Below are 13,556 nucleotides of genomic sequence, written 5' to 3'. Positions count from 1 at the left end.
CTCTGGTTACTTCCCCGCTCCGTTAGTGGCCCCGGCGGTGTCCAGCTCCGCGAGGAACCGGTCGACGGTGCCGCGACGGCGCGCCTCGTCCTCGAGCGACTCGCCGACGATGCGGCCGGCCAGCTCGACCGCGTTGCGGCCCATTTCGGCCCGCAGCTCGGCGACGATCTGCGCCTTCTGCGCCTGCAGCTGGGCGTGGCCCTGCGCCACGATCCGCTGGGATTCGGCCTCGGCCTGCTCCCGCAGCTCCGCCTTGATCTGCTCGGCTTCGAGCCGGGCGTCGTCGCGGATCTTCGCGGCCTCGGAACGAGCGTCCGCCAGCTGCGCCTTGTACTCCGACAGCGCCTTCTCGGCCTCCGCCTGAGCCTTCTCGGCCTTCTCGATCCCGCCTTCGATCTTCTGCGCCCGCTCCTCGTACGCCTTCTCGAAACGAGGGACGACGTACTTCTTGAGGATGAACAGCAGGATCAGGAAGGCGACGATGCCGAGGATCAGTTCCGACCACTCCGGAACGATCGGATTGTGGGCTTCTGCTGCCAGCGCCACTTGGTTCTTCAGCACAACGTCTCCTTAAGCGAGAGCGGACGACTCAGGCGGAGGCGATGAAGTAGATGACGATACCGATCAGAGCCAGCACCTCGGTGAGCACGAAGGTGGCGTAACCGATGCCCTGCAGCTTGCTCTGGGCCTCCGGCTGACGCGCGGTGCCGTTGATCACCGCGGCGAAGATCAGGCCCACACCGATGCCGGGGCCGATCGCGCCCAGGCCGTAGCCGATCGCGGCGAGGCCCTTGTTGAGGTTGATGGTCTCGGCGGCGGCCTGGGCCAGAACGATGTTGCTCACGTGCGTTTCCCTTCACTTCGGTCCGCGCACTCACGCGGATCGGGGTCTGTGTGTGTTCTCAGTGCTCCGACGCCAGCGCGGCGCCGATGTACCCCGCGGAAAGCAGGGCGAAGATGTACGCCTGGAGGCACTGGATGAACGCCTCCAGGAACGTCAGGCCGATGGCGAAGATCCACGCCACCAGCGACACCGGCTTCAGCGCGATGCTCGAGGTCTCGGTCAGCAGGAAAGTGCCGCCGAGGGTGAAGACCGCCAGGATCAGGTGTCCCGCGAACATGGCGGCGAAAACCCGGATGGCGAGCGTGAGCGGGTTGAGGAAGAACTTCTCCGCGAACTCGATCAGCGCGTACAGCGGCAGCACCGGACCGGGCACGCCGGCCGGGGCGAGCTCCTTCTTGAAGTACCCGCCGAGGCCGTGCTTCTTGATCCCGACGTAGTGGTAGACCGGGTAGACCACGAGCACCGACAACGCGATCGGGAACCCGAACCGCGCCATGGTGGGGAACTGCAGGAACGGGATGACCCCGTACAGGTTGTTCAGCAGGATGAAGGTGAACAACGCGAAGATGACCGGCACGAAGCGCTTGAAGTCCTTCGAGCCGATCTGCTCGCGGGCGATGTTGTTGCGCGCGAAGTCGTAGATGCCCTCGGCCACGAACTGGCCTTTGCTCGGAACGACCTTCAGCTTGCGCGTCGCCAGCAGGAAGTACCCCGCGATGATGATCACCGAGAGCACCACCAGAAGCATCGGCTTCGTGACGAAGCCGAACAACGGCGGCAGCTCAAAGCTTTCGGCGCCAGGGGGCGCGAAGGTCGCACCCTCGGTCAGTACCAGCGCGGCCACTGGGCTCCTCCCGGTTCTCCCGGCCGGCGTTCACTCCGCCGGGGGAATCGTCACGATCTGGACTTAACGTACCCGATACGCATCGGGACGCCGGAGGCGGCGGTACCCACCGTGCGCGGAGCCAATTCGCCGGTCTGCGCCCGAGGGATGTCTCGCGTGAACACTGCCCTGCGGTCTACTTCGGACCAGCTGTCGGGAGAGGCGGAACCATCCGGTCGCCACACTGCTGATCGCGGTTCGTCGTCGGGAGTGCGCGGCCGAGGCCGCCACCCATGACGCGGACCATACCAGCAGGTCAATCACTGCCGTACAGGCGTACTCCTTACCAGCCGAACGGTCCAGGACCTAGGTCCCGGATCCGGCTGGGACCCTTGTCCCGAACCCGTCAATTCGAGGCGGGAATGATGGTCGGAATACGCGCTTTGCGGAATGCCGCGAACTCCGCGGCGGCGGCCACGAGAATGGCGACGATCATCGTGATACCCAGCGAAAGCGGGTGCAGCACGGTGACGCCCTTGAGCAGAGTGAGGGCGAGGAACAGCAGGATGACCTTCGCCGCGTAACCGCCGAGAGCGATGAGCATCACCAGCGACGGGTCCTGTCCGGCGGATACCTTCATCATGCCCAGCGTCGACAGCGAGGCGACCATCGCGAGCACGCCGCCGACCACCGCGCCGAGGAAGCCGTGCAGTCCGTTGAGGACGGTGAAAAGCACAATGCAGACCAGGATGAACGGCGGCGTGAACAGCAGCGAGGCACGCGTCATCGAGCGCGCGAGCTGGCGCACCGGAGCGGCGTGCGGGTTCTCCGGAGCTGCGGCCTGAGCCGTCTCGGGCGTCTCGGTGTCGCTCACTGCATTCGCTCCTCGTTCGGTTCGACCCGCCAGTATAGACCGGCCGCGGTTTCAGACGCCGTGCCGGTGCCGGGAACGCAGCCGGGGCACCAGCGAAACCAGCACCGCGACCGCCAATGCCGCGCCGATCGCCCAGAACACCACCGGGCTGTCGAAAATCGTGATGGACACCGCGCCGAAAGAAAGAATCCCGGCCCACAAATAGATCAACAGCACCGCGCGCCGTTGCGAATGGCCGATTTCCAGCAACCGGTGGTGCAGATGCATTTTGTCGGCGGCGAACGGGCTCTGCCCGCGCCGCGTGCGCCGGACGACGGCCATCACCAGGTCGAGCACCGGCACGAAAAGCACCGCCACGACGACCACCAGCGGCGACAGCAGGGCCAGCGCGTCCGAGGCGGAGAACCGGGTGTAGTTGACCCGTCCGCTCGCCGAGGTGGTGGCCCCGGCGAGCATCAGCCCGATCATCATCGATCCGGAGTCGCCCATGAAAATTTTGGCCGGCTGGAAGTTGTACGGAAGGAAACCGAGACAGGCCCCGGCGAGCGCGGCGGCGATGAGCGCGGGCGGGTACGAGCCGAAGTCACCGCCCGCGCTGTCGAGAAGGCCGAGGGAGAACACGCAGGTGGCCGCCGCGGCGATGAAGCCGAGCCCGCCGGCCAGCCCGTCGAGGCCGTCGACGAAGTTCATCGCGTTGACCATCACCACGACCATCACGACGGTCAGCAGCGCGCCCTGATTCTTGTCCAGCACCAGCACCGAGCCGATGGAATCGCCGTTGCCGCCCCACGGCACCCAGAACGACACCCACTGCACGCCGAAGATGACGAGGATCCCGGCGCACATGACCTGTCCGGCGAGCTTCGTCCACGCGTCGAGTTCGAACCGGTCGTCCAGGATGCCGATGAGCGAGATGACGCCCGCCGCGAGCAGCACGCCGACCGCGTCGTAGGAGACGTCGAAACCGTGGCTGAGCGCGGGAAGCTGGTGTGCGAGCCCCATCGCCGCGGCGATCCCGAGGTAGATGCCGACGCCGCCCATCCGCGGGATCGGCTTGACGTGCACGTCGCGCGCGCGGGGGTTGGCGATCGCGCCGATCCGGATGGCCACCCGCCGCACGACGCCGGTCAGCAGATAGGTCACGGCGGTCGCGGTCAGCGCGACGAGCAGGTACTCCCGGATCGGGAGAAGTCCTTGGACTACAGGCATGACCGCGTCACGCCCGCCGGGAGGTCGGAGTCACCGCGCCACGCTACCGCGCCCGCGTGCGGTCCCGGTGAACGGCAGTCACTTCCCCGGCTCAGTCCAGCGTCTCCTCGGCGACGCCGAGCACCTCGGCGATGGCGGCCTTGGTGACCGTGCCCTCGCGCAGCACCAGCGGCTTGTCGCCGGTCAGGTCCACGATGGACGACGCCACCGTTTCCCCGCTCGAACCGCCGTCGAGATACACCGACACCGCGTCGCCGAGCTGCTCCTTCGCGTCCTCGACGGTCGAGGCCGGCGAACGCCCGGAGACGTTCGCGCTCGACACCGCCATCGGGCCGACGTCGCGCAGCAGTTCGAGCGCGACCGGATGCAGCGGCATCCGCAGCATCACCGTGCCGCGGGAGTTGCCGAGATTCCACTGCAGACTCGGCGCGTGCGGCAGCACGATCGACAGGTCGCCCGGCCAGAACGCCTCGATGAGCGCCCGCGCCTGCGGCGGAACGCCGAGCACCAGACCGTCCACAGTGGACCAGGAGCCGACGAGAACGCCGACCGGCATGTCCGGGCCGCGGTTCTTCGCCCGCAGCAACGCTTGGACGGCTCCGGAATCGAACGCGTCGGCGCCGATGCCGTACACCGTGTCCGTCGGCAGGACGACCAGCCGGCTCGACCGCACCGCGGCGGCCGCCGCGGACAGGCCTTCGGCTCGGGATTCGCGCTTGCCGCAGTCGTAGACCGCACTCATGACCGGAAGCCTATCCCCCGGCGCCCCGGGCAGGCGCTGCCGAGGTGCGTGAGGGGAACCCTGAAGGAATCAGAGTCGATGAGGGTTCCCCTCCACGGACAGTCGGCGGTCAGGCGCCGTAACTGGCCTGCTTGACCGCGAACACGTTCCGGTTCCCCTTGCCCTCCTGCAGGGACCACAGCAGATCCGCGCCCGCCGGGTCCTCCCAGTACGAAATGCTCTCGCCGCTGCTCACCCAGGCGTGCGTGGCCGGGCCCGCGGCCGGGGTCCAGTAGTAGAGCTGCTTCGCGGCGGAGGAGTTGAACCACCAGCGGCCGTTGTGCGAGGCGACGCCGTTGAGGTTGTACCAAGGCAGTTGCAGCGCCTGGCTCGCCGTCGTGGAGGCGGCGAACGTCGTCGCTCCCGAGGCGAACGGGAAGCGCACCGCGCGGGGGGCGCGGTTCGGGTAGTCGGTGCAGTCGGCCTTGCAGGTGTACTCGGTCATCACGATCGATTTGCTCACCCGGTCCAGCGAGATGCTCGACCAGGCCAGGTTGGTGCCGGACGTCGTGTGCGCGGCGACCGTGCCGACCTGCGGCAGGACGTAGCGGTAGTTGTGCGCGTAGTACTGGCCGCCGGAAAGGCCGATCTGGTCCGCCGTGCCGCCCGAGTTGACCTCGAGGATCTTGCGCATGTCGAAGACCCGCATGCCGCCGCCGGTGTCGGCGACGTACAGGTAGTCGCCGTACCAGGAGACGCCGCCGGCGTGGATCGGGATGTCTTTGTAGTTCGGCGAAGCGCTCGTGCCGGTCGGTTCGACCAGCAGGATCTTGCGGTACTTGTTCGGGTATGTCGCGTCCCAGTCGGCGAGCGTGATCCGGCTGCGGACCTGTTTGCCGCCGCACGCGTCGCGGGTGTACCAGCTGACCGCGACGAGCTGGTGCCCGTCGTAGTTCCCGCCGTTGCCGCCGCCGACCGCGTCGCGGCTGGTGGTGATGCCCTGCGGGTAGTTGGTGCAGTCGTCGTTGTCGCCGTCGTCGAACCGGAAGCCGCCGGTGAGCCCGGCCGGGGTGAAGGTGGACGGCAGCGGTTGGCGGTCGTGGTTCGCGTTGTCCATGACGGTGTGCACCGGCACGGTGTGCAGCTTGGCCGAAAGGCCGGAGTAGACCGCGTCGTATTTGTGGTAGTCCGAGGTCAGCGTGTATTGGCTGGCCGGGAGGGTGGTCGGGCCGGCCGCGGCGGACGCGCTGGCCGCGCTCGCGGTGAGCGCGCCGGCGGCGATGAGCACCGCGCAGCAGGCCGCGGTGATGCGTTGACGCAAGAACATGACTCCCCCAGAAGTCTGATTGTTCGGCTGCCCCACGGTAGGGGGTGGCTCGATAGCGGGCAACCCAGTCAAAAGGCGCCATCCGCCGCCGCGGGCGGATGGCGCCTTTACTGGCTTCAGAACCCGATCGCGGTGCAGGCGGTCGTCGTGGTCTTCGCCGGGTCGGCGATCGACGTCGCGGTCAGCCGCACGCGAGCGGTGTGCGGTGCGCCCGCCGACCGTTTCGCGTACGCCTGGATTCGCGTCGAGCCGCCGAATTTCGCGGTGGCCAGCGCGTTCGGGAGCCGGACCTCCCAGCCGCGGGTGTCGGTGGACGCGGTCAGCCGGTAGGTGTCCTGGTCGTACGGGGCGGTCGCGCCGCGGGCCGAGCCCTGGTTCGAAAGGCGGAAATCGCAGGTAGCGAGACCGCCGTTGGCGAACGCGGGCAGTGCGGGCCACAACCACGCGCCGCGCGTCTGCGGTCCGGCACCGTCGAGCGACGCGACAGTGACCGTGTACGACAGCACGCCACGGCTGTCCCGGTCGAGGTCGGTGACGAGGAACCGCAGCCGGTTGGCCTCGTCGGTGTACTCGTAGCCGCTGGACGCGCCGGTGCCCGCCTTGAACGTGGCGTCGTTGAGCTGCCGGTAGTCGCCGACGGTGATCTTGACCGGTGTGCCGTCCGGGCGGACGTAATCGGTCAGGTTGATGTCCTGCGGGTTCGCGTCCACGATCCATTCGAACGGTGCGGCGTCGCGGTTTTTGGTCTTGGCCAGCAGAACTCCGGAGTCCGGGGCGAACGAGTCCGAGCCCATCCGGTCGACCACCTCGACGCTGTAGTGGTCGTACCCGCCGCCGTCGCACTTCGGGTCCTTCGCCGGATCGCACTTGGGCGAACGGTCACCGCCGGTGAGCGCGATCGTGATGCCCGCGTACGCGCCTTGCTGCGGCTCCGCTTCCCGCGCGGTCACGCGTGCGGTGACCGGACCCGTCGTGGCGAGCTGGTTCCGGTCGAGGCTCAGCACGGACTTCGGATCGACGATGCCGAGCTTGAGTTTGTTGCGCAGCATGTGGTGCGCGCCCATCGAACCGCCTTCGGTGGCCGGGATCTGCCACCGCGTGTGCGGGCCGCCGGGGCCGTTGAAACTGCCGCGCGACAACATTTCCCACGGTCCGGTGTAGGACCGCCGGGGCGGGTTGCCGAACGGGTTGTTGTAGTTGTCGCCGATGCCGAGGATGTGGCTGAACTCGTGCGCGAACACGCCCTGGCCGGAGCTTTCCGCCTGGGTCGAGGATCCGTTGGCCGCGTTGGGCCAGATGCTCGCCGCCGAGGCCCACGACGTCCACGGCACGTACCGCGTGTGCGCCCAGTTCTGGTCGCCGGGTTTGCTGCCCGGCGGACCGAATTCGGCGGGCACGTTCTCCTTCGCGCCGAACTTCATCTCGCCGAATTCCTGCCACGTCGAGCTTTCGTCCTGGCCCGCGGAAAGGAAGAAAATGAAGTCGAACTGGCCGGCCACCGGCCCGACGTCGGCCCGCCACGCGTCGCCCGCGTCCTTGCGCAGGTCCCGGGTGCAGTCGGCGTCCGCCGGGCAGTCCTGCGGCTGCATTTCCATGCCGTACTCGAAGGATTTGCCCGGCATCCGGTAGGGGCCGAACGCGGTGAGGTCGACGCCGAACCGGCCGCCGGAGTCCTCCATCCAGTACTCGTTGATGGTGTGGCCGTGGTTGAGCGGTTCGGGTTTGTTGAGGAAATCCTGGTAGTGCTGGGCGACTTTTTCCCGCGGCAGATTGCTCGCCGACGGCGACGGATTGCCGAAAACGGTCGAATGCGGCGATTTGGTGACCACGAAATCCGCGTCCGGGTAGTCGGCCAGCACGACGGCGCCCTTGAACTTGCGCACGGTCGGTTTCAACGACGGGTCGGCCCAGTTGGTGCCGGGCACCTGGCGGTAGTCCTGCCAGGTCATGCTCGCCTGGTCGGCCCAGTGCGCGGAGTCCAGCGGCGCGGGCCAGCCCCGGGTGAGCGGATCGGCGGCGGCGCTCCCGGCGAGCAACGCGGGAGCCAGCGCCGCCACCGCCACGACGACGGCGGCCCGGGTGGTCCGGCTTCGGGTGATCCGGGTGCGGTGATCCCGGCGGGGTAAGGGGGATCTCATCTCGCTCCTCGCTTCTCCGCCGGTCCGCCCGGCGGTCCCGAGGCCCGACGCTAACGGTGATCGTTAGGCGAGCGAACGAAAGCCACCCCGCTGCCGCACGACGAAAGTCGGGCAGGATCAACGCAAAGGTGCGAATGGCGCAGCGCGAATCCTCAGCCGAGACGGCGAGCGGTGACGAACCGCGGCCGCCCGCTGTAGTCGGGGTGGTCCTCCACCCCGGTCAGCACCCGCCGCGCCCGCACCAGCGCGGGGACCGCCGAACCGTGCGTGTCGTCGTGTTCGATGGCCAGTCCGCCGCCTGGTCGCAGCAATCGGGCGCCGGCCGCGATCGCGTGCCGGATCACCGCCAAGCCGCTCTCTTCGGCGAAGACCGCGCGTGCCGGGTCGTGTTCGCCGACCTCCGGCGGGACCGGCGTGCCCTCCGGCACGTACGGCGGGTTGCAGAGAACCAGGTCCACGAGACCGTCGAGTTCGGCGAACATCGTCGGGTCGGCGATGTCGCCGGAGTAGAGCCGGATCGGGGTGTTGCCTGCCGCGCTGTGCACGTCGGCGTTGTGCCGGGCCCAGGCGAGCGCCTGCGGGTCGACGTCCACCGCGTAGACCACCGCGTCCGGGCGTTCGTGCGCGAGCGCCAGCGCCAGCGCGCCGGAGCCGGTGCACAGGTCGACCACCACCGGGTATTCGCGGCCCTGCAGGAATTTCACGCCCCATTCGAGCAGCAGCTCGGTTTCCGGACGGGGGACGAACACGCCCGCGCCGACGTTGACCGTGATGTTGCCGAGCGCGGCCCATCCGGTCAGGTACTGCAGCGGGATCCGCTTGGCGCGCTGCGCGACCAGCTGGCCGATCGCGTCGATCACCGGCGGGTCGACCAGCGGCACCATCGGCAGCCTGCCCCGGTCGACGCCGAGCACGTGCGCGGCGATGAGATCCGCGTCCGACCGCGGCGATTCCACGCCCGCCTCGGTGAGGATCCGGGTGGCCTCCATGATGGCCAGGCGCAGCGGCTGCCGATTCACTGGTCGTCCTTCACTCGTCGAAACTCCCCCGGAGGGGGTGCTGCTTAGCGTATCGACCCCCGGCCGCCCGGGCCTCACGCCTGGCCGAGATACCCGGACAGGACTTCGCGCCGCTGAGCGAGATCCCCGATCCGGCGCTCCACTTCGGCCAGTTCCCCGCGCAGCCTGCGCACCAGATCGGGGCACAGGTCGAGGTGCGCGGCGGGACCGCTCGCGCAGTCGAGCATTCCGGCGATCATCTCCGTGGTCAGGCCCGCGGCCAGCAGTTTCCGGATCTGCGCCACCCGGACGACGGCCTCCTCGTCGTACACCCGGTACCCGCTCGAATTGCGCGCCGAGGGCAGCAGGCCCTGTTCGCCGTAGTACCGCAGCAGCCGCGGCGCGACGCCGGTGCGCTGCGCGAGTTCGCCGATCAGCATCCGATTTTCCCCCGCTTCTGGCCTTCACACTGGTGTCAATCCTTAACGTCGCGACCATGACAGAACATTTCGATCCCCTGGTCGCCGGAAAGGGCCCCGGCCTGCTGCTCGCGCACGGCGCGGGCGGCGGGGTGACCGCCAACTTCGGCCCGCTCCTGGACGACCTCGCCCGCACGCACACCGTGGTCGGGGCCGATTACCCGGTCGCCGGCGGCACCCTCGACGAACTGGCCGACGGACTGGTCGCGACCGCCGTCGACGCCGGGGTCGAGAAGTTCACCGTGCTCGGCTACTCGCTCGGCACGGCCGTCGCGGTCCGCGTGGCCACCCGGCATCCCGAACGCGTGACCGGACTCATCCTCACCGCTGGTCTCGCCCGGCCGGACGCGCGGATGGAGCTGGCGCTGGACCTGTGGGCGCACCTGCTGGACGGCGACCGCACCCTGCTCGCCAAGTACCTGCTGCTCGTCGCCGCCAGCGAGCCGTTCCTCGATTCGCTCACGCCGGACCAGCTCGCCGCGGCGGTCGACGGGCTGGCCGCGTCGGTGCCCGCGGGCACGGCGAAGCAGGTCGAGCTGGTCCGCTCGGTCGACACCCGGGCGGAACTGGCGTCGATCGCGGTCCCGACGCTGGTGATCGCCACGACGCTGGACTCTCTCGTTCCGCCGAGGCATTCGCGCGAGCTGGCCGAGGGCATTCCGGGAGCGGACCTGGTCGAGATCGCTTCCGGGCACGGCATCGCCGACGAAGCGCCGGAAGCCTGGCTCGCCGCGATCCGGAAGGCGCTGGGATGAGCCGCCAGGCGGTCCTGCCGAACGAATCGCCGGACCTGACCCCGCGCCGGCTCGCCGACCTCGCCCGGCTGGCCGAGGAGCTGGGCTACGAATCCGTCTGGCTGCCCGACCACGTGCTGCCGCCGGAACCGTTCGGCGAGGTCTTCGGCGGCGTGTACGAACCGCTCGCCACGCTCGCCTACCTGGCCGCCGCGACCGAACGCGTCCAGCTGGGCGTCTCGGTGATCATCGTGCCGCTGCGCGAACCGCACCTGCTGGCCAAACAGGCCGCGACGATCGACCGGCTGTCCGGGCACCGGCTGGTCCTGGGCGTCGGCGCGGGGTGGAACGAGCCGGAGTTCGCCGAGATCGGCGCGGATTTCTCCCGGCGCGGGGTGACGCTGGACGACACGCTTTCCCTGCTGGACCAGCTGTTCACCACCGGACGGGGCCGCGCTGGCGGGTACTTCGAACCGCGGCCGGAGGGGCGGATCCCGATCCTGGTCGGCGGGAACTCGCCGGTCGCGCTCCGCCGGGCGGTCCGGGCCGGGGACCAGTGGCTCAGCGCGGGACTCTCGCCGGAGGCGTTCGCGGAACGGGTCGCGAAGCTGGATCAGCTCGATCCGGAGCGGCGGGTGCGGCGGATCGCCCGGCAGCAGTTCGACGAAACAACCGCCGTCGAGACCTACCGCGCGTATCGGGCGGCGGGAGCGGACGCGGTGGCGGTGCACTTCGGTGCGCACGAGGGCTACGAGGAGCGGATGGCGGCGTTCGCGGCCGCGACCGAGTGAAGCGGACCGGGCCTGGTGCGCGTTCCCGCCGGTGAGAACGCTCACGAGGCCCGCCGCCCCGCCCCCTCGCCCGCGGCGGGGTCCCCTCTAGACTCCGCCCGGTGAGATCCAGGGACCTGCGCTTCGGCCTCGGGGTATTCGTCGCCTCGCTCGGACTGTTGCTGCTGCGGTTCCTGGTGCCCCGGCCGGTCGGGATGGCCGACAACGGCGACGGCTGGCGGTTGCTGTGCCAGCTCGGCGGGCGGCAGCTGGACCGGCCGTCGGAAGGGTTCGTCCGGTTCAGTTACGGGTCCGCGCCGCCGTGCGATTCCGCCTACGTCTCGAGCCAGGCGTGGCTCGACTGGGCGGCGGGCAAGATCGGCGCGCTGTTCGGGGCGTCCGGCGTGCTGAACCTGCTGGTGCTCGGCGTGCTCACCAGCGTGCTGGTCGCGGCGGCGATCACGGTCACCGTGCTCGGCCTCGACCTGAACCGGCGAAACCGGCTGCTCGCCACGGCGTTGCTGCTGCTGGTGATGGCCGACTCGGCGTTCTTCGGCTACTTCGCTTCGGTGCTCAGCGAAGGCGCCGCCTTCCTCGGCATTCTGCTGATCTGCGGCGGACTGTTCCTGGTGCACCGTCCCGGAAAACTGCGCTGGGCCGGTGCCGCGGTGACTGTCCTCGGCGGACTGATCGGGATCAACGCCAAATCGCAAACCCTGTTGCTCATCCCGCTTTTCGCGCTCGCGCTGCTGCTGACCCGGCCGTCCGGCGCGCGCGGGCGGAACCGCTGGGCGCTGCCGCTCGCCGTGCTCGCGCTCGTGGGCGCGGGCACCCTGGCGGTCCAGTCGCAGGGCGATCCGGCCAACGCGGAATACCGCGAGGCCAACATGTACCACGCGATCTTCGATTCCATTGTGGACGGAAAGCACGACACGAAGGCCGACCTCGCCGCACTCGGGCTGCCGGAATCGTTCGAGCAGTACGTCGGCACCGGCTGGTGGGGCGAGCGCGCGGCCTGGCACGACCCGCTTTACCCGCAATACAAGGACAAAATCAGCCGCCGCAACGTGCTGCACTACTACGCCACGCACCCGGGCCGGACGGCCGAAATCCTGCAGCAGGGCGGCGTCGACGCGCTCACCGCGCGTCCGGCGAACCTCGGCAGCTTCGGCGAACTGTCCGGACAGCCGCGGCTTTCGAAGGAATACCGGGTGCCGGTGTTCTCCGGGCTCGCCGCGCTGGTCGCGCCGCTCGGCCTGTTCGTGCTGATCCCGATTTGGCTGCTCGTCGGCTGGGCCGGGGTGCGCGCGTTCCGCCGGGGCAGGCGCGAGTACGGGATTGTCGCGTTCCTGCTGGTGTTCTTCGCCGCGGGACAGCTGGGGCTGTCCGCGCTGGGCGAAGGCATCGAAGGCGTGAAACACCAGCTGCTGACGCTGTTCCCGACCGTGCTGGCCGTGGTGTTCGCCGTCCTCAGCCTGCTCCCCCGCGCGGACAACGCGCCGGAACAGACCGAGGACCGAAGCGTCGAGGAACTCCCCGCCGCCGTGTGAGAAGCCGGGTGCGGCTCAGCCCGACTGCGCGGCGAGCCGCTCCTCGCGGTCGGCCGCGGCCAGCGCGTCCAGCACGCCGTCGAGTTCGCCGTCGAGCACCTGGTCCAGGTTGTACGCCTTGTAGTTGACCCGGTGGTCCGAAATCCGGTTCTCCGGGAAGTTGTACGTCCGCACCCGCTCGGAACGGTCGACCGTCCGCACCTGCGAACGACGCGCGTCCGACGCCTTGGCCGCCGCCTCTTCCTCGGCGATCGCCTGCAGCCGGGCCTGCAGCACCTGCAGCGCCCGCGCGCGGTTCTGGATCTGCGACTTCTCGTTCTGGCACGACACGACGATCCCAGTCGGCAGGTGCGTGATCCGCACCGCCGAGTCGGTGGTGTTGACGCTCTGCCCGCCAGGGCCGGACGACCGGAACACGTCGATGCGCAGGTCGTTCGGGTCGATTTCGACCTCGACCTCCTCCGGTTCCGGGTAGATCAGCACGCCGGAGGCGGACGTGTGGATGCGGCCCTGCGATTCGGTCGCGGGCACGCGCTGCACGCGGTGCACGCCGCCCTCGAACTTCAGCCGGGCCCACACGCCTTCGACGTCCGCGGTCTTGCTCTTCAGCGACAGCGTGACGTCCTTGTAGCCGCCGAGGTCCGACTCGGTCGCGTCGAGCACCTCGGCCTTCCAGTTGTGCCGCTCGGCGTAGCGCAGGTACATCCGCAGCAGGTCGCCCGCGAACAGCGCGGATTCCTCGCCGCCCTCGCCGGATTTGATCTCCATGACGACGTCGGAACCGTCGTACGGGTCGCGCGGCAGCAGCAGTTCGGTGAGTTTCGCTTCGAGCTGCGGGATTTTCGCCGTCAGCTCGTCGGCCTCGGCGGCGAACGTCGCGTCCTCGGCCGCGAGTTCCTTGGCCGCGGAAAGGTCGTCGCGGGCCTGGTCCAGCTCGCGCACCGCGCGCACGACCGGGCTCAGCTCGGCGTAGCGGCGGCCCAGTTTGCGGGCCCGGGCCTGGTCGGCGTGCACCGCCGGGTCCGCCAGCTCCTGTTCCAGCCGGGCGTGCTCGTCGAGCAGCCCCTTGAGCGAACTCGAATCCACTTC

At 69.4% G+C, this 13,556-nt stretch carries 14 protein-coding genes; 3 read left to right on the top strand and 11 right to left on the bottom strand.

Annotated elements, in window-relative coordinates; all coding sequences use genetic code 11:
- Positions 1–6: 6 nt before the first annotated feature.
- The 10 genes from F9C11_RS14865 to F9C11_RS14820 form a co-directional block, all read right to left on the bottom strand.
- Entirely contained in the window at positions 7–561 is a 555-nt protein-coding gene (locus F9C11_RS14865) for a F0F1 ATP synthase subunit B (protein ID WP_409185451.1), read from the bottom strand.
- A gap of 28 nt (positions 562–589) precedes the next feature.
- Positions 590–844: a hypothetical protein gene (locus F9C11_RS14860; protein WP_009082593.1), complete on the bottom strand. Its 255-nt coding sequence runs from the start codon at positions 842–844 to the stop codon at positions 590–592.
- A gap of 58 nt (positions 845–902) precedes the next feature.
- On the bottom strand, positions 903–1,688 hold the full coding sequence (gene atpB, locus F9C11_RS14855) for a F0F1 ATP synthase subunit A (RefSeq protein WP_409185450.1): 786 nt from the start codon (positions 1,686–1,688) through the stop codon (positions 903–905).
- A gap of 385 nt (positions 1,689–2,073) precedes the next feature.
- Entirely contained in the window at positions 2,074–2,541 is a 468-nt protein-coding gene (locus F9C11_RS14850) for a hypothetical protein (RefSeq protein ID WP_409185449.1), read from the bottom strand.
- A gap of 51 nt (positions 2,542–2,592) precedes the next feature.
- Positions 2,593–3,750 carry a glycosyltransferase family 4 protein gene (locus F9C11_RS14845; protein WP_409185448.1) on the bottom strand — a complete coding sequence of 386 codons (1,158 nt, stop codon included), beginning with the start codon at positions 3,748–3,750 and terminating at the stop codon, positions 2,593–2,595.
- A gap of 91 nt (positions 3,751–3,841) precedes the next feature.
- A complete protein-coding gene (locus F9C11_RS14840; protein WP_409185447.1) occupies positions 3,842–4,492 on the bottom strand; it encodes an L-threonylcarbamoyladenylate synthase in 651 nt (216 codons plus the stop codon).
- A gap of 109 nt (positions 4,493–4,601) precedes the next feature.
- Complete coding sequence (locus F9C11_RS14835; protein ID WP_409185446.1) at positions 4,602–5,798, bottom strand: hypothetical protein; 1,197 nt, start codon at positions 5,796–5,798, stop codon at positions 4,602–4,604.
- Positions 5,799–5,914: 116 nt separating this feature from the next.
- The gene (locus tag F9C11_RS14830; RefSeq protein WP_409185445.1) at positions 5,915–7,936 is read right to left on the bottom strand and encodes a M6 family metalloprotease domain-containing protein; all 2,022 of its coding nucleotides are present in this window, start codon (positions 7,934–7,936) and stop codon (positions 5,915–5,917) included.
- 152 nt (positions 7,937–8,088) lie between these two features.
- Positions 8,089–8,955: a peptide chain release factor N(5)-glutamine methyltransferase gene (gene prmC, locus F9C11_RS14825; RefSeq protein WP_409185444.1), complete on the bottom strand. Its 867-nt coding sequence runs from the start codon at positions 8,953–8,955 to the stop codon at positions 8,089–8,091.
- A gap of 74 nt (positions 8,956–9,029) precedes the next feature.
- On the bottom strand, positions 9,030–9,374 hold the full coding sequence (locus F9C11_RS14820) for a MerR family transcriptional regulator (RefSeq protein ID WP_409185443.1): 345 nt from the start codon (positions 9,372–9,374) through the stop codon (positions 9,030–9,032).
- Positions 9,375–9,430: 56 nt separating this feature from the next.
- Here F9C11_RS14820 and F9C11_RS14815 point away from each other — a divergent pair, with 56 nt between their 5' ends.
- From F9C11_RS14815 to F9C11_RS14805, 3 genes are all read left to right on the top strand, one after another.
- Entirely contained in the window at positions 9,431–10,168 is a 738-nt protein-coding gene (locus F9C11_RS14815) for an alpha/beta fold hydrolase (protein ID WP_409185442.1), read from the top strand.
- Positions 10,165–10,938: a TIGR03619 family F420-dependent LLM class oxidoreductase gene (locus tag F9C11_RS14810; RefSeq protein WP_409185441.1), complete on the top strand. Its 774-nt coding sequence runs from the start codon at positions 10,165–10,167 to the stop codon at positions 10,936–10,938. The genes F9C11_RS14815 and F9C11_RS14810 overlap by 4 nt, the downstream gene beginning before the upstream one ends.
- 101 nt (positions 10,939–11,039) lie before the next feature.
- Complete coding sequence (locus F9C11_RS14805) at positions 11,040–12,467, top strand: hypothetical protein (RefSeq protein WP_409185440.1); 1,428 nt, start codon at positions 11,040–11,042, stop codon at positions 12,465–12,467.
- A 15-nt stretch (positions 12,468–12,482) separates the two neighbouring features.
- Here the strand turns inward: F9C11_RS14805 and prfA are convergent, their stop codons facing one another.
- Positions 12,483–13,553, bottom strand: a complete 1,071-nt coding sequence (prfA, locus tag F9C11_RS14800) for a peptide chain release factor 1 (RefSeq protein ID WP_409185439.1) — start codon at positions 13,551–13,553, stop codon at positions 12,483–12,485.
- Positions 13,554–13,556 lie beyond the last annotated feature (3 nt).

The sequence above is a fragment of the Amycolatopsis sp. VS8301801F10 genome, from assembly GCF_046195355.1.
In the GTDB taxonomy this organism is placed as follows: Bacteria; Actinomycetota; Actinomycetes; order Mycobacteriales; family Pseudonocardiaceae; genus Amycolatopsis.
Note: the sequence above shows the minus strand (reverse complement) of the source record. Positions and strands in the feature narration are given on the sequence as shown.